Annotated in this window: 11 protein-coding genes and 1 pseudogene; 11 read left to right on the top strand and 1 reads right to left on the bottom strand. The window is 40.6% G+C overall.

Going from position 1 to position 16867, the window contains the following annotated elements:
* The first annotated feature begins 117 nt into the window (after nucleotides 1–117).
* From ANCC_RS03765 to ANCC_RS03815, 11 genes and pseudogenes are all read left to right on the top strand, one after another.
* On the top strand, nucleotides 118–2742 hold the full coding sequence (locus ANCC_RS03765) for a YhgE/Pip domain-containing protein (RefSeq protein WP_182483060.1): 2625 nt from the start codon (nucleotides 118–120) through the stop codon (nucleotides 2740–2742).
* 15 nt (nucleotides 2743–2757) lie between these two features.
* Nucleotides 2758–3465: a lysophospholipid acyltransferase family protein gene (locus tag ANCC_RS03770; RefSeq protein ID WP_006568655.1), complete on the top strand. Its 708-nt coding sequence runs from the start codon at nucleotides 2758–2760 to the stop codon at nucleotides 3463–3465.
* A 290-nt stretch (nucleotides 3466–3755) separates the two neighbouring features.
* A complete protein-coding gene (locus ANCC_RS03775) occupies nucleotides 3756–3923 on the top strand; it encodes a hypothetical protein (protein ID WP_006568654.1) in 168 nt (55 codons plus the stop codon).
* Between the two features lie 102 nt (nucleotides 3924–4025).
* Nucleotides 4026–4337 carry a rhodanese-like domain-containing protein gene (locus ANCC_RS03780; RefSeq protein WP_006568653.1) on the top strand — a complete coding sequence of 104 codons (312 nt, stop codon included), beginning with the start codon at nucleotides 4026–4028 and terminating at the stop codon, nucleotides 4335–4337.
* A 28-nt stretch (nucleotides 4338–4365) separates the two neighbouring features.
* Nucleotides 4366–5505, top strand: a complete 1140-nt coding sequence (locus tag ANCC_RS03785) for a THUMP domain-containing class I SAM-dependent RNA methyltransferase (protein ID WP_039947020.1) — start codon at nucleotides 4366–4368, stop codon at nucleotides 5503–5505.
* 4 nt (nucleotides 5506–5509) lie between these two features.
* Nucleotides 5510–6094, top strand: a complete 585-nt coding sequence (locus tag ANCC_RS03790) for an XTP/dITP diphosphatase (protein ID WP_006568651.1) — start codon at nucleotides 5510–5512, stop codon at nucleotides 6092–6094.
* 12 nt (nucleotides 6095–6106) lie between these two features.
* Nucleotides 6107–6613, top strand: coding sequence for a metallophosphoesterase (locus tag ANCC_RS03795; protein ID WP_006568650.1), 507 nt, complete (start codon nucleotides 6107–6109; stop codon nucleotides 6611–6613).
* A gap of 119 nt (nucleotides 6614–6732) precedes the next feature.
* The gene (gene rlmD, locus ANCC_RS03800) at nucleotides 6733–8364 is read left to right on the top strand and encodes a 23S rRNA (uracil(1939)-C(5))-methyltransferase RlmD (RefSeq protein WP_006568649.1); all 1632 of its coding nucleotides are present in this window, start codon (nucleotides 6733–6735) and stop codon (nucleotides 8362–8364) included.
* A 24-nt stretch (nucleotides 8365–8388) separates the two neighbouring features.
* Nucleotides 8389–12945: an NACHT domain-containing protein gene (locus ANCC_RS03805; RefSeq protein ID WP_006568648.1), complete on the top strand. Its 4557-nt coding sequence runs from the start codon at nucleotides 8389–8391 to the stop codon at nucleotides 12943–12945.
* Nucleotides 12946–12960: 15 nt separating this feature from the next.
* Nucleotides 12961–13980 (top strand): annotated as a pseudogene (locus ANCC_RS03810) (virulence RhuM family protein).
* Between the two features lie 274 nt (nucleotides 13981–14254).
* Complete coding sequence (locus tag ANCC_RS03815) at nucleotides 14255–15889, top strand: hypothetical protein (RefSeq protein WP_247881547.1); 1635 nt, start codon at nucleotides 14255–14257, stop codon at nucleotides 15887–15889.
* 68 nt (nucleotides 15890–15957) lie between these two features.
* Here the strand turns inward: ANCC_RS03815 and ANCC_RS18110 are convergent, their stop codons facing one another.
* Nucleotides 15958–16359, bottom strand: coding sequence for a hypothetical protein (locus ANCC_RS18110; protein ID WP_006568644.1), 402 nt, complete (start codon nucleotides 16357–16359; stop codon nucleotides 15958–15960).
* Between the last annotated feature and the right edge of the window lie 508 nt (nucleotides 16360–16867).

The raw sequence follows: 16867 nt of genomic DNA on the forward strand, positions 1-16867 counted from the left end.
TACTCTGTATCCGTAGATAAGAAATATCCATGGATATATTATATCTACAAAGTATTCTTTTGTAAACAAAAGGTGTGGGAAGGACATAAAAATGAAGCTGAGAAAGAAGGAAGAAAGATGCTGAAAAAAGAATGGCAGAACATACGGAACAGTAAATGGATGATGCTGGTTTTGACGGCGATCATTCTGATCCCAACCCTGTACACGACGATTTTTCTCGGGTCTATGTGGGACCCGTACGGTGAGACGGAACATCTGCCGGTGGCAGTGGTCAACAACGATAAAGCGGTTTCTTATAACGGAACAAAAATGGAAGTGGGAAAAGAGCTGGTCAGCAATCTGAAGAAATCGGATGCGATGGATTTTCGTTTTGTCAATGAGGCGGAAGCGGACTCAAAGCTGAGAAGCGGAACATACTATATGGTCATAACGATTCCCGAGAACTTTTCAGAAAATGCTGCTACAGTATTAAATGAACATCCGAAGAAGATGGAACTTGAATACCGGACGAACCCGGGAACAAACTACATTGCGTCCAAGATGGATGAGACGGCCGTAAATACGATCCGCTCCCAGGTGGCAGAACAGGTCACGAAGACTTATACAAAAACCATGTTCCGGCAGATAAAGTCTGCAGGAGCAGGATTTGGGCAGGCCGCCGAAGGCGCAGAGCAGATAGGCAGCGGAGCAAAGAAACTTTCGGCAGGCAGTCAAACCATTACAGACAATTTAAACACACTGGCCTCCAGCTCTCTGACATTTAAAGACGGAGCAGATTCTCTCCAGATAGGGCTTAAACGCTACACAGACGGCGTGGCTGAGGCGGACCGGGGAGCAAAGAAGCTGGATCAGGGAGCGGGGCAGCTGTCAAAAGGCGCAAAAACTCTCAAGTCCGGCGCTGATGAGTTAAAAAGCGGAACCGGAACACTGAACAAAGGAGTGGCAGACTATACGAAAGGAGTCGGGGCTGTCTATGCAGGCAGCAGTGAGCTTGAGAAAAAAAGCAGTTCATTAAATGGAGGAGTACAGGCGCTATCCGGAGGAATTCAGGCACTGGAGTCAGGAAGCGGAAGTGTCCTCACCGGATTAGAGGCCATGTCCTCTGAACTTGGAAAGTCGCTGACACCCGAAAAACAGCAGCAGACAAAGCAGCTGGCCGCGGGGATGAAACAGGCAGCCGATCAGCTGGACCCTCAGGGGACATCAAAGACCGTAAGCTTACAGACAGAAAAAACGGCGGAGACATTGTCGCAGAAGGCTTCGGACCTCTCAGAACACGCAGATGAGCTAAAACAGCAGATTGCAGATTTAAAGGCTTCTTCAGAGTTTCAGAAACTCAGCAGGGAGGAACAGCAGAGTCTACTCTCCGGGCTGGAGAAAAGTGCGGATGCTGTTTCTTCTGATGCGGAGACGATTCAGAATAGGGCACAGAAGGTCAAAAATTCTGCGGCCAGTACACAGTCAGCTGGGGCAGATCAGATGAAGAATACTGCATACCTTCTCAGAAACGGTGCGGATGCCATTGGCAGCTTGTCCTCCGGTCTTAGTCAGGTCAAAACAAACCTTGATAAAACGGGTACAAAACCTTCGGATATGGGACTGATTCAGGGCATGCAGACAGTTCACCTGGGAACCGAAAAGCTGAAAACCAGTGTGGATGGAAAAAACGGACTCAAAGAAGGAGTGAATGCATATACAGCCGGAGTAACCCAGGTAAACGGGGGCTTACAGCAGCTGGACAGCAAATCAGGACAGCTGAAGACTGGAGCGTCAGAGCTGAACGCAGGTGTTGGAAAGATGACAGAAAAGCTGCCTGAGCTGTTTCATGGAATGGCAGATCTGAAAAACGGGACACTGAGTCTCTGCAAAGGAACCGGTCAGCTTAACAAAAACAGCCGGACTCTTTTAGACGGAAGCGGCAGACTTTCCGACGGGGCAGAACAGATCGGCAGCGGGGCAGAAAAACTGGCAGACGGCTCTGAAATAGTGGGGACCGGGCTTTCTGTACTTCAGGACGGAAGCCGCACATTAAAGTCAAAACTTTCTGACGGAGCTGCACAGGCAGGAAAAGTAAAAGATTCAAAAAAGACCGTGGGTATGTTTGCGTCACCGGTAAAAACAGAACATTCTCAGATGTCAGATGTGCAGAATAACGGCCATGCCATGGCTCCTTATATGATGTCTGTGGCTTTATATGTGGCATGCATCGCATTCTGCCTCATGTTTCCGCTGAAGGAACACAACGGCAGGGTGCGAAGCGGATTCAGGTGGTGGCTGTCCAAGGCTTCTGTCATGGCGGTGATCGCGGCTGTGCAGGCAGTTGTTATGGTTCTTATGCTGATGCTCATCAATGGTCTGAAGCCAAAAGAACTGACGGCAACATTTTTGATGGCAGTTTTAGTCTCTATGACATTTATGGCCATGATCACGTTTTTCAATCTTTGGCTGGATAAAGTGGGCAGCTTTATCGTGCTGGTGTTCATGGTGCTGCAGCTGGGCGGAGCGGCAGGAACCTATCCGATCGAACTGTCACCGAAATTCTACCAGATGATACATCCGTTTATGCCGTTTACTTACAGTGTGAACGCATTCCGGAATACGCTCATGATCGGCGGCGGCATCACGGCGGATGTGCTTGTATTTATAGGAATTCTGATTGCTTTTTCTCTTTTATCCCTCGGATACTATGAGAAAAGAGCAAAAAAAACGGAGATCAAACACGCAGTTACTGCAGAAGGATGAAATGAGTGATAAAAAATGAAGAGAATTTTGCTTATGGTATTCAGAAACATTTTTCTGGTGCCGTTTATGTGGATCAAGCTGTGCTATTATGCTTCTCATGTGGATAAATATCCGGAGGAGAAGCGGTTTGCTATGCTGAAATTTATCACATCCCGTGCAAACAAAGGAGGAAATGTTACGATTGAAGTCCATGGGGAAGAAAATATACCAGAGAAAGACGGATTTATTTTCTACCCCAACCATCAGGGACTTTATGATGTACTGGCGGTGGCAGAGGCGTGTCCAAGGCCGTTTTCTGTGGTCGCAAAAAAAGAAGTGGCTGATATCCAGTTTTTAAAACAGGTTTTTGCATGTATGAAGGCCTATATGATAGACCGCGATGATATCCGCCAGTCCATGCAGGTGATTTTAAGTGTTGCAGAGGAAGTAAAGCGGGGTAGGAATTATCTCATATTTGCAGAAGGAACCCGCTCGAAAAACGGAAATGAGGTACAGACATTGAAAGGAGGAAGCTTTAAGGCTGCCGTAAAGGCGAAATGTCCGATCGTCCCGGTGGCCCTCGTTGATGCCTTTCTTCCTTTTGATTCCAATACGATAAAGCCTGTCACAGTCCAGGTGCACTTTTTAAAGCCCCTGTATTATGATGATTACAAACATATGAAGACTACGGAAATTGCAGAACAGGTGAAGGAAAGAATCCAAAAGGCGATCGGATTACAATAAAAAATATTATTTTTAGACAGTAAAAAGGCCAGATAGGGAAATCTGGCCTTTTTGAGGGGAGTATAAATAAATTAATAAGGGGTTATATAGTAGAAATATACATAATGAATACCTTCTACTATTTGCATTATAAGGTATCTTCAAAAAAAAAGCAATAAATTTTTTTAAGTCAAATGAAAATTATGGATAAAACAAAAATTTTTTAATATGGCGTTTTGTAAATCTTGCAAGAATATTTTTTTCTCTTTTGCAGACAATATTTGTGTAACCAACAGAAAGGAGAATTTATTATGTCAAAAAATTATTCTAACGAAAGCAACAACAGCAACAATAACAAAAACAATAACTGCAGCAACAGCTCAAACGAGAGCAACAGCCAGAACAGGTCTCAGAACAAATCTCAGAACAAAAACCAGAACAAATCTCAGAACAGCAGCCAGAACTCTTCTAACCGTTAGTTATTAGAAGAAGAAAGCGGGAGAGACGTCCAAAGAAAATTTCTTTGGACGTCTTTTCATGTCCCTGCATATTCTAAATTATAAAAGGGAAAGTGTTTGAAAATGGAATTTACAAATATAACTTTGCAGGAAGGGATTGACCGTTCGAAACAGGATGATCATGTGATGTTCGATGTGAGAGAACCGTATAGATATAAACAGGGACATCTCGAAGGGGCTCTCAGTATGCCCTATGGTGTCATAAAAGACCAGGAGGCTTTCAGAGATAAAAAGATCATTGTCTACTGTGACTTCGGCGGACAGAGTATGCTTGCTGCAAGGCATCTGGCTGAGCAGGGATATGAGGTCTACAATATTGTGGGCGGGATTTATTATTACCGCGGAGAGTTGACATCTCTGGGCCTAAAATTGTAGAATGAATATTATAATGCAAAGGAGAAACATGAAGAATATAGAATTGATCGCCCCATGCCACTTTGGTCTGGAGGCAGTATTAAAGAGAGAAATACAGGATTTAGGATACGAGATTGCAAAGGTTGAGGACGGAAGGGTGACTTTCTTTTCTGACCTCGGCGGAATTGCAAGGGCAAACATGTTTTTGAGGACTGCAGAACGGATTTTGCTCAAGGTTGGTGCCTTTCGCGCATCGACCTTCGAGCAGCTGTTTGACAGGACGGCAGAACTTGCCTGGGAAGAATTTATCCCTGAGGACGGAAAGTTCTGGGTGAAAAAGGCTTCCACTGCAAAGAGCAGACTTTACAGTGCTCCGGATATTCAGTCGATCGTCAAAAAAGCCATGGTGGAACGTCTGAAAAAGCGTTACCGTGTGTCATGGTTTTCAGAAACAGGGAACCAGTATCCAGTGCGTGTTTTCATATTAAAAGATGAGGTAACCATAAGCCTCGACACCAGCGGGACTCCGCTTCATAAGCGGGGCTACCGCACACTGACAAGTGAAGCTCCCATCAGAGAGACCCTTGCAGCGGCGCTGATCATGCTGACACCCTGGAAGAAGGACCGCATCCTGGTAGACCCGTTCTGCGGAAGCGGAACCTTTTTAATCGAGGCTGCCATGATGGGAGCAGGCATCGCCCCGGGGATGAACCGTTCCTTTGAGGCAGAGGCATGGACCAATTTTCTCCCGAAAAAGACATGGTATGACGCGGCCGATGAAGCCGGAGATCTGATGGACCCGGATGTTTCCATGGACCTTCAGGGCTACGACAAGGACTCAAAAGTACTGAAGCTTGCCAGGGAAAATGCGGCCGCCGCTGAGGTGGATCATCTGATCCATTTCCAGCAAAGAGAGATAAAAGATTTCAGCCATCCGAAACCTTATGGATTTATCATAACCAATCCGCCGTATGGCGAGCGCCTTGAAGAAAAAGAGGCTCTGCCGGAACTTTACGGACAGATTGGAGACATTTTTCAGAAGATGGATACATGGTCTAAATATGTGATCACTTCCTATGAAGATGCACAGAAGTACATTGGCAAAGCAACAAAGGTCAGAAAGGTATACAACGGAATGATCCGTGCCGAGTTCTGCCAGTATCTCGGACCAAAACCGCCCAGGAGATAAAACGATGAAGAAACGAATGATATTTGCAACTGGAAATCAGGGAAAGATGAAAGAGATCAGGGAAATCCTTGCGGACACAGAGTATGAGGTCGTGTCTATGAAAGAGGCAGGGGTGGACGCTGAGATAATAGAAGACGGTACGACATTTGAGGAAAATGCAGTCATTAAGGCTAAGGCTATCATGGAACTTACCGGAGAACTTACTCTGGCGGATGACTCCGGTCTGGAGATCGACGCTCTGAATAAAGAGCCAGGCGTATACTCGGCCAGATATATGGGAGAGGACACCCCGTATCCCGTTAAGAATCAGAAGATTTTGGACCGGATGGAAGGCGTGCCGGAAAAAGAAAGGACCGCCAGATTCGTCTGTGTGATCGCAGCCGCATTTCCGGATGGACAAATACGGACAAGTCGTGGTACTATGGAAGGTATCATTGGATATGAGATAAAGGGAGAGAATGGATTTGGCTATGATCCGATCTTTTTTCTGCCGGAGTTAGGCAGATACAGTGCGGAACTTTGCAGTGAAGAGAAAAACAGGTTAAGTCATCGCGGAGAAGCATTGAGGAAAATCAAAGACATTCTTTAGGGAGGTTATCTTGTGAGAATTTTAGTAATCAGTGACTCTCATGGTCGTAATGACGATGTAAAAGGGGTATTGGAGCAGGTCGGCGAGATCGACATGCTGATCCACTGCGGCGACGTAGAGCGCGGTGACCAGTATATCCGCGATATTGCAGGATGCCCTGTCGTCATGGTGGCGGGAAATAATGACTATTATCTTGACCTCCCCAGCGAGGAGACCATAGAGGTAGAGGGCTACCGCATCTGGGTAACCCACGGACATCCGTATTATGTGAATTCCGGGGTGGACTATCTGCGGGAATATGGAGAAATGCACGACGTAGATGTCGTGATGTACGGGCACACCCATGTGCCGTTCATAGAGATCGGGGACGATATGACAATCTTAAACCCCGGGAGTATTTCCTATCCGAGACAGGCCGGCAGAAAGCCGACGTTTCTTCTGATGGAGATCGACGATATGGGAGAGGCTCATTATGCCCATGGATATTATAAAGAGCATTTCAGAGAACTGAACATTTAACATGAAAAAACTGTTTGTGGCATGAATACTGTAAGTAACAGCGAGGCTGTCCGAGTGTCAATGGCACAGGCAGTTTTTTCGTCGTATATAGAAAAATAAATTAGAGTTGAGGTCAAAAGATGAAAAAGAAGGATTTTGTAGAAGGCTTGATTGAGAAGACAGAGTTTCCGAACAAAGGGACATTTGCATTTGAGGACAGGGAGATCACGGTCAAAGGAGTCATCCAGGGCCAAAGAATCGCAGGACAGGTGACAAAGCTGCGAAAAGGCAAGGCTGTTGCGAGACTGGTAGAAGTACTGGAACCGTCTGAGATGGAGGATGGGATTCCAAGGTGTCCTCATTTCGGGGCCTGCGGGGGCTGTTTTTATCAGACAGTTTCCTATGAAAATCAGCTGAGAATCAAGGAAGGACAGGTACGGGAGCTGTTAAAGGATTATATCTCCGATGAAACATGGGAGGGAATCAAAGGAAGTCCTAAATGGTGGGAGTACCGCAACAAGATGGAGTTTTCTTTTGGAGACGAAGTCAAAGGAGGCCCGCTGGCTCTTGGTATGCATAAAAAGAATACGTTCCACGATATTGTCAACATTACGGACTGCAAAATTGTGGATAATGATTATAATCTGCTCGTCTCCTGTGTATTAAATTATTTTTCAGAATCAGGCTGTGATTTTTATCATAAAATGAGCCACGAGGGATATCTAAGACATTTGGTCATCCGCCGTTCCGAGGCAAATGGAGACCTGCTGATCAACATCGTCACAACTTCCCAGGCTGATGTGGATATGAAGCCTCTGGCGGAGGAGATGCTCTCTCTGCCCCTTTCCGGAAGTATCCGGGGAATTCTGCATACGGTGAACGACAGTCTGGCCGATGTGGTTCAGGCGGATCGGATGGAGACGATTTACGGGGAAGATTTTTTCTATGAGGAAATCCTTGGGCTGAAATTTAAAATTTCTCCGTTTTCTTTCTTCCAGACCAATTCTCTGGGGGCGGAAGTACTGTATGAGACTGCAAGGGAGTATGTGGGAGAGACGAAGGATAAGGTCATCTTTGACTTGTACAGCGGAACCGGGACCATAGCCCAGATGCTGGCGCCGGTGGCAAAGAAGGTGGTCGGTGTGGAGATCGTCGGAGAAGCCGTGGAGGCGGCCAGGGAAAATGCCGGTTTGAATGGACTTGATAACTGTGAATTTATCGCAGGGGATGTGCTGAAGGTGATCGATGAGCTGGAAGACAAACCTGATTTTATCGTGCTGGACCCGCCCCGGGATGGGATACACCCGAAAGCGATCCAGAAGATCATTGACTTTGGGGTGGAGAAGATGGTTTATATCAGCTGTAAGCCAACCAGCCTGGCGAGAGATTTGGAGATCTTTCGGGAGGCGGGGTATGAAGTAGAGAGAGGGGGATGCGTGGATATGTTTCCTTCGACGGTGCATGTAGAAGTTGTGTGTTTGCTTTCCAAACTTAAATCGGATAAACATATAGAGGTGGAAGTAAAGATGGATGAGCTTGATTTGACAGTGGCAGAGAGTAAGGTCACTTATAATCAGATTAAGGAGTATGTGTTAGAGAAGACAGGTCTTAAGATATCTAATCTGTATATTGCTCAGGTAAAACAAAAATGTGGTATTATTGAGCGTGAAAATTACAATAAACCGAAGAATGAAGAGGTAAAACCACCAATATGTCCATTGGAAAAAGAAAAAGCAATTATGGCGGCACTGAAATATTTTAAAATGATATAGGGGATTTGTGAGAGGGATGAAATCATGCCATTTGAAAAGGGCGGAAGAGCAGATAAACAAGGGAATAGATATGAGATAAATTGTATAATCTATGAGATGCTTAAGGTTTTAGATGAAACGAATTATGATGTTATTATTGAAGCGCTTGGTACAGATGAGATTGGTACAGATATATTAGTAACGACTTTTGATGGGCAGAAAGAACACCAGCAATGTAAAGCGCGAAATGCAAGTAAAGAGCATTGGGTTATTTCTGATTTAAAGTCGAAAGATATATTTTCTGTATGGAAAATTCAACTGAATAGGGATAACAAGAGGAGAGTATCATTAGTCAGTCCCATGGCTTGTTCTTTTCTATTTGATTTACATAATCGGGCATGTAATACTAGTGGCAAAGCAGAAGATTTTTACTCGACACAAATAATGAAAAGCAGTAAGGAGTTTCAAAAATTTTATAAAAATTTTTGTGCTGAAATGGACTTGGATTACGATAAAGATGTTGATGTTTTAAAAAGCATTGACTATTTAAAGAGGATTTTTTATAAGCAGATATCAGAATATGAGTTACAGGAACGTATAAATCAAAATATACAATATTTGTTTAGTAGTGAACAAGAAGTAGTTTACAATGCATTACTTTCGTTTGTTGTTGTGGAGGATATATTAGGAAAACAAATTACACAATCTGTATTATGTGATTATTTTATAAAGCAGGGAATTGCTCTTCGCTTGAAAGATGGTGATAAAAGAATTGCGCCGAGAATTAATGAGATTAATCGAGAATATAGAAAGAATTTTAGAACATTAATAGATGGTTTCATTTATAGAGAAGAATTTGATGATTGTATAAAAGTCATTGAAAATGAAAAATCGGTTATTATTTCTGGAAGTGCAGGTCATGGAAAAAGTGGGTGTACAGAGGCGATTTTAAATTATTGCGAAGAAAGAAAACTCCCATGTATTGCAATAAAACTTGACCAAAGAATACCTCATAAGAATTGTGAAATCTGGGGAAAAGAGTTAGGATTTCCTGATTCAATTGCTTATTCTATACATCGTATTTCGAGAAACGAAAATGCGGTAATTATTTTAGATCAATTAGATGCTTTAAGATGGACACAGACCAATTCCAGTGAAGCACTTGCAGTTTGCATGGAGCTAATCAGACAGGTAGAATACTTGAATTTTGAAAGAAAGAAAAAAATAATTATAATATTTGTCTGTAGGACATATGATCTTGAAAATGATAATAATATAAATTTGTTGTTTAAAAAGAAGGAAAACTCTGAGAGTGATTGGGAAATAGTAAAAGTGGAGGAGCTTAAAGACGATGTTGTAAAGAAAATTGTAGGCAAATATTATGAGCAGTTGTCAATCAGACTAAAAAAATTATTAAGAATACCAAGTAATATTTATATTTGGCAACATTTGGATAAAGAAGAAGTCTATTCGGATTGTTTAACGACCAGTCATTTGATAGACAAATGGTTTGAGCAAATATGTAGAAAAAGCGTAATTGCAGGATTACAGCAAAAATCTGTTAATGAAACCAAGACAAATATAGTTGACACTTTAGATAGAACAGGGCGCTTATATGTTCCAAAACAAATCTTGCATGTTGAAGAAGCAGGCTTAGATTATTTAGTTTCATCGGAGATTATTACGATTCAAAATAATAGGGTTGGTTTTGTTCATCAATCAATTTTAGATTGTTTTATATCTCAAAGAATGATGGAAAAATATTTTGAGGGACAAGATATAGAAAATGTTATAGGAGAAAAATGTAAGCAAACACCCGGAAGAAGATATCAGGTGCAGATGCTTTTACAAAATCTTCTAGAATATGATAGTAGTGATTTTATTCTAATTGGTGAAAGGATGTTGATTTCAGATGATATCAGATATTATGTCAAATATGTCTTTTATGAGACTTTGGGACAAATTCAAGAACCAGATGATAATATCATTCAATTTGTTTTGGATAACTGTGAAAATGAGATTTATGGAAAGTATTTATTGAATAATGTTATTTTTTCAAGAAAGCAATATATAACCATCTTGAGAAATCAAGGTGTTTTGGAGCAATGGTATTCAGAATCGAAGAAAAAAGTTATAGTTTTTAATTTATTGCAGAGTATTACGCCTGATTTAGATAAGGAGGATATTTCTTTTATTAAAAAACATGCTTTTAGTGATAAGGACGATGATGAACAGTTTATGGGATGCTTCCTTCACGATATTATACAGGAAAGTGCGGAGATGTTTGAACTTAGGATGATGTTTTATGAGCATTATCCTGAGTATGCAAAAGAAGTTTATATAGATGTAAAGTCTATGATGAAACAATTTGAGACAAGAACAATCCGACTTATTTCTTTTTGGCTACAAAATAAAATAAAAAGTCAGGGTAGATATGTATACCGTTATGAAGAAGAATTAGTAGACTCAGATGATTCTTTTTTAATAGATAATGGGGAAGTTGTACTTAATGAATTTCTTTCATATATACCCAAAGAGAGTGGATGGGAAGTAAAATATAGTGATTGGTCAGGAAAGTATGAGCATAAAAGAAGTATTGAAAGAGCCTGCGTGTGTTTAGTCAAAAAAGCGACTATAGCATTATGCGGTAAATCTCCAGAGCGTTTTTGGGAATATTATGAGCCATATATGGGGCAAGGGTATCATGTATTTAATGAAATAATTTTAACGGGATTGGCGGCGCTATCTTCCCTATATAGTAATCGGATAATGCGTTATCTCAGCAATAATGTGGATAAAAATGTTTTTGATTATACTAGTGGAGCAGAGGATCAACTGGGGTTTGTAAAAGAGGTTTTAAAAATTCATGGAAGTAACTGTCATAAAGAGGAATTATCAATGATAGAAGATGCAATTTGTCGCTATATTTCGCCAAATGCATCTGAATGGTATAAGCGAAGGATTGAGCAGAACAAACAGAAAGGATATCCTACTGTGTACTGGAGTTTTTGGGGAGACTTACAGTATGAATTATTACAGTGTTTACCGGAAGAACGAATTAGAACAAAAACAAATGAATTATTGCATGTGCTGGATAGGCGTTTTCATAAAGTTTCATCTCGCTATTGTAATAACAATGGGCATTCGGGGTGGGTAAAATCGCCTGTTTCAGATAAAAATATTAGCAAAGGACAGTGGCTCCAAATCATCACAAATAGCAAGTTGAAGAATCGGGGGCAACATAGATGGGTTGAAGTAAAAGGTGGATTTATCGAAAGTTCTTATGAAGCATATGCGAGTGATTTCCAATCAGTAGTAAAGCAGCATCCGCAGGAAATGATAAATCTTGTTTTAGAGAATAAGGAACGGGTATTGCCTGTGTTTGTGGATTCTTTGTTTTTAGGAGTGGAAGTATCGGAGAAATTGGAGGAGGTTGATTTTTCGCTTATAGAGAGGTTATTGCTTGAATTTCCGTGTGATATGAACAATCATAGGGCTTCCTATTTCTGTGGAATAGTTGAAAAAATAAGTGATGTTAATTGGTCTTTAGAAGTAATGGAACAATTAATAAATATTGCTTTAAAACATAGCAATCCAGAATTAGATAACCCCAATGTAACAAATTTGGACGACAAAGAAATGAAGAGTTGTGATATGTTACATAGCAATGCGTTAAATTGTGTCAGAGGAAATGCAGCAAGAGCAATAGGACATTTACTTTGGGAAGACAAGGAATTGTTTTCAAGATTTAAAGATATCATTGATGGATTGACCAAAGATGAAAATCCTGCGGTACGTTTTGCGTCATTATATGCTTTATGGCCATCTTATAATATTGATAGAAAGTGGGCGGGAGAAAAAATAATATATTTGTATGAGTCAGATATTCGAATGGCGAGTTTTCATGATTCGAAAAATATGTTTTTTCTTTTATACCCAAAATACAAGGAAAGGATTATTAATATTATCAATAGATGCTTTGAGTCGGAGGATAAACAACTTGTAGAAATGGGAGGATATGCTGTTTGTGAATTTTATATACAGCATAATGAATTTGAAACGGTTGTAATGTCTGTTGAATCTAGAAGTGAAGAGCAAATAAAAGCTATATTGGATATGGCAGTAATTTATTTGAAAGTTAACGATTATCGAGAGGTGGCAAAAGATATCATTCTTGCTTATAAGAGTATTGATATGGATGTAGAATTTCCATTATCTAAAATGTTCTATGATAAATATGTTGATGTCAAGAATGATAGAGAATTTTTGCGGGAGTTTATGAAAACTAAGGTGAGCAGGAGGACTGTACGAGCGTTTGTTCATTATCTAGAAGAAAATGCTGTTTCCATTGTTGATTATGCAGATATTGTTATACAGTTATGTAAAAATATTTTACAGATGGAAATAGAGACTTTGAGAAAACAATGGGGTATAGAAGATGAGATTTCAAAACTGATTATATCTTTATATGATGAGACAGCTAATTCTAGTAATATGGCAGATAAACAGATTGCTTATAAATGTTTAGACTTATGGGATATTATGTTTGAAAGGCAACTCGGATCAGTGAGAGAAGTCAGTAGGAAATTGATGGAACGATAAAAGGAGGGGTGAAAAGTGGAGAATAAGAAAGACAATTCAAATGTTGTTGATAATGAAATTCTTATATACCAAACAGAAAATGGACCTACTCAAATAGATGTTAAATTGGAAAATGAGACTGTTTGGCTTACACGGGCACAATTATGTAAACTTTACCAAACCAGCAAATCAAATATTGGTGAGCATATCAAGCAGATTTTTGAAGAGGAAGAATTGGATGAAAAATCAGTTGTTCGGAAATTCCGAACAACTGCAGCTGATGGAAAAAATTATAATACAATCCATTATAATCTTGATATGATTATTTCTCTTGGATATCGCGTGAAATCCAAAATTGCAACTAATTTCCGGTGTTGGGCTACAGAATGACTGAAAGAGTACATGATTAAGGGTTTTACTATGGATGATGAGCGGTTGAAAGGAAACGGAGGTGGGGATTACTGGAAGAAATTGCTCGACCGTATTCGTGATATTCGTTCATTTGAAAAGGTCATGTATCGGCAGGTACTGGATTTGTATGCGACAAGTATTGATTATGATCCTAAGAGCAGAGAATCTGTCGCATTTTTTAAGATAGTGCAAAATAAATTGCATTATGCAGCCCATGGACACATGGCAGAGGAGGTTATATATGAGCGTGCGGATGCAAGCCAGCCTTTCATGGGATTGCAAAGTTTTTCTGGCGATTTCCCGGCGTTAAAAGATATAAGTATTGCAAAGAATTATCTTGATGATGAAGAATTAAAAATTCTAAATAATATTGTATCTGGATATTTTGACTTTGCAGAAGTTCAGGCTATGCGTCATAAGCCTATGTATATGTTAGATTATGTGGAGCATCTTGACAATCTTTTAAAAACCACAGGCGAAAAAGTAGTGCAAGGGGCCGGTACAATTAGTCATGCACAGGCAATCGAGAAGGCAACAGAGGAGTATAGAAAATATTAGGTACTGAATTTGTTCCCAGTTGAAGAGGAGTATTTGGAAAGCATTAAAAAGATTCACAGTACAGCAGAGATAAAAGGTAATAACTGATAGAAAAGTTTCTTAAGACTGGAAAATATAAGTTTGGACAACGTTGAACATGTTGAGATGGTTGTTCTGATGTCTAAGGTTAGGTAAATACATGTGAAAAAGGCCTGATTTCAAGTCTTTTTCCTATCAGAGATAGGAGAACATTCAATCCGAGGTCTGAACATAACGCTTTGCGGGAACAGGGCGACAGGGGCTTGCCTGAAAAAGTGGGTATAGTTTAGGCGCCGATTTAGATGTTGGGTATTGAGTTGCCGATTTGGTTGTCAGAGAGAGTTTGGGCAGTGGATTGGATGATATAAGAAAGGATTGGAAGATAGTGAATATAAGAGAAATAGAAAAAATAATTGATGCGTTTCACGAAAATCATCCGGTGCTTAGAGGTAATAAACAACAGGTCATATTTGAATTGCTTACTGCTTTTGAGGATTTATGTTCCTTGACGGTAATAAGTAGTATGTTAAATCCGTTTGCATTAAAAAAAATTACTGACCATATGGATGCGCTTAATCAAGCTTTAAATTGGGTTGAAAATAGTTCTTTGAATTGTTCGGATGAGCCAATTGATTCAAAAATCTCAGAGGAAAGGTATAAGCAATGTGTTTCTTTTCTAACAGATTATGCATATCCATACTCCATAATTTGTAGTGGGTATATTTCATATTCAAGAAAGCGATTAGATGTAGCAATCGAAGATAGTAATGTTACTTTTAAATTCCCGGAAGATGGGAATGCATCAGCATGGAGCGATATTCTAAGGGAATCAAAGAAAGCGGATTTTGGTGGATTTATGGAGAACATTAATCCGGTAAAACTCGCATCTGCAAACTCGAAATTGCAAAAAGAAATTTATATTCAGGATGAACAGTTGTGTTATGAACTATCAAAAGACGTTCTGGATGTTTTTATTGATGTTGCGCAAGAGCAGTGGAATTCAACAAAAACACTTCCGGATTCATGGAAATTTGACATGTTCACATTAGATGAATATAGACAGGTATGGGTAGTAATTGCTGCTTTATGTTATATTCACTTTTTAAGCTGCTTATCTATAAAGGATGCAGGTATTAGATTGAAAAACAGCTCAATAATTAAACCGATGGAAAGTATTGTTGACCACATAACTTCGATTACAAGTATTGAGAGAGAAACAGTTTTACATATTGTTAGCTATATTACTTTTGAACCGTCTAAACGTAATATTGATATTGTATACCAGCCCATAGTGATTATGCAGGGAGAAATTGCAGTTATAGCTCCTATTCTATTCATGGGGTCACGTCCAGAAAGAAACCTGTTATCTGTGGTCAGTTCTAAAACTGATTTTGAGCATTCAAAAGAAGTGAATGATTTAGAAGACCTGATGGTACAAGAGATTGAAGAGGTTATAGAGGATAATGAAGATCTGAGAATTATAAAACACAAAAAACTAGAGGGACGTTTGCCTGATATAGATTTGGGAATATTTGATACAAGTTCTAATGCTGTACTTTTATGTGAACTAAAATGGTTTATGGAAGCTGATTCCTCGAAGGAAGTCTATGCCAGAGAGGATGATATTACGCACGGCTGTGAACAGTCAGAGTTAATAATGGGACACGCAATGAAGGACAGAAAACAGTTTATGCGGAATGTATTCGATGCGGGAAATGGTGATGATGTGGATTTGTTTTGTTGTGTTGTTGCAAAGCATAATATCAGGACTCAGAATAAGTATGTTCCAGTTATTAATTTGAGTAAATTCAAAGAGTTATTTTCAACAAAATTGCCAAGTACTGTATTTCATATTATTCGTAATCACGAATATGAGGAAAGTTTACCAGAGGATGCATCAATAACTTATCAGACCGTTGAATACGGAGGATTTGTATTTAAAATTCCAGCAATTTGTTTTGGCTCAATGCCAGAGTAAGATAAAAATTGTCTCCGTACCACAAAATACTATCCCAGTGGTATGGAGCCGTATTATTTCTTTATGAATTACCCCGCAATATCAACACTTATCCCGGACTTGAATTCCACCGTAAAGTGGTCTTCAAAGACGGTGATTTTCTGCAGCATTCTGCGGACAAGGCTTTCATCGAACACGGTAATCTCGCAGGGCTGCTCTTTGAGAAAATCGCAAAGCTCGGTGATTCGGGCTAGCCGTTCATCCCGGATGACGCTGTCGGTTTTTGATTTTGCCTTCAGTTCTCGAAGTTGGATAATCTCCTCGGCGATAGAATCGTGATTATCCCGGTTGTTTGTTTTCTGCAGGAGCTCCTTTTGCAGTTCCACCAGCTTGCTGTCAATGTCATCCGTGAAGGCACTGGTGTCGTTGCGGATGACCGTGGTGATATTTTTTCGCAGCATTTTCATGTAGCTGCCTTTGTCCAGAATCATCTCGTTGATGGTCTTCGGGATAATGTCTTATAATAGTACCTCATTGACTGTTCTGATCCGGCAAGCGACGCCGGTGTTTTGCAAGCGGCTTTCGCAGCGCTATACGATGGGTTTGCAGCCGCGATTGTTCCAGTGAATGCGCCGAAACATTTCATTGTACTCGCCGCAAAAGATAAGCTGGGAGAAGCAGTGGTTACTGCTGTAGCTGCGCTTGCGTCCACTGGCGCTGGTATGAACCACTCACCTGCGTATCAGTTCTTCCTGCACCTTCATGAAGATTTCCTTTGTTATAATCGCTTCATGGTTGCCTTCCACATAGTATTGCGGGACAGTACCGTTGTTCTTGATTCTGGTTTTGCTGAGGAAGTTGGTGGTGTAGGTCTTTTGCAGCAGGGCATCACCAATGTATTTTTCGTTCCGCAGAATCTTGTTGATGGTACTCGTCCACTATTTGGTCTTCCCAGCGCCGGCGAGAGTGCCGTCAGCCATAAGACCGGCGGCAATCCTG

It is taken from the genome of Anaerostipes caccae L1-92, from assembly GCF_014467075.1.
Classification (GTDB): domain Bacteria; phylum Bacillota; class Clostridia; order Lachnospirales; family Lachnospiraceae; genus Anaerostipes; species Anaerostipes caccae.

What these genes read in the sequence shown, in the direction of transcription:
- ANCC_RS03765 (WP_182483060.1), top strand. Translation starts at nt 118, where the DNA reads ATGCTGAAAAAAGAATGGCAGAACATACGGAACAGTAAATGGATGATG.
- ANCC_RS03770 (WP_006568655.1), top strand. Translation starts at nt 2,758, where the DNA reads ATGAAGAGAATTTTGCTTATGGTATTCAGAAACATTTTTCTGGTGCCG.
- ANCC_RS03775 (WP_006568654.1), top strand. Translation starts at nt 3,756, where the DNA reads ATGTCAAAAAATTATTCTAACGAAAGCAACAACAGCAACAATAACAAA.
- ANCC_RS03780 (WP_006568653.1), top strand. Translation starts at nt 4,026, where the DNA reads ATGGAATTTACAAATATAACTTTGCAGGAAGGGATTGACCGTTCGAAA.
- ANCC_RS03785 (WP_039947020.1), top strand. Translation starts at nt 4,366, where the DNA reads ATGAAGAATATAGAATTGATCGCCCCATGCCACTTTGGTCTGGAGGCA.
- ANCC_RS03790 (WP_006568651.1), top strand. Translation starts at nt 5,510, where the DNA reads ATGAAGAAACGAATGATATTTGCAACTGGAAATCAGGGAAAGATGAAA.
- rlmD (WP_006568649.1), top strand. Translation starts at nt 6,733, where the DNA reads ATGAAAAAGAAGGATTTTGTAGAAGGCTTGATTGAGAAGACAGAGTTT.
- ANCC_RS03805 (WP_006568648.1), top strand. Translation starts at nt 8,389, where the DNA reads ATGCCATTTGAAAAGGGCGGAAGAGCAGATAAACAAGGGAATAGATAT.
- ANCC_RS18110 (WP_006568644.1), bottom strand. Translation starts at nt 16,359, where the DNA reads ATGATTCTGGACAAAGGCAGCTACATGAAAATGCTGCGAAAAAATATC.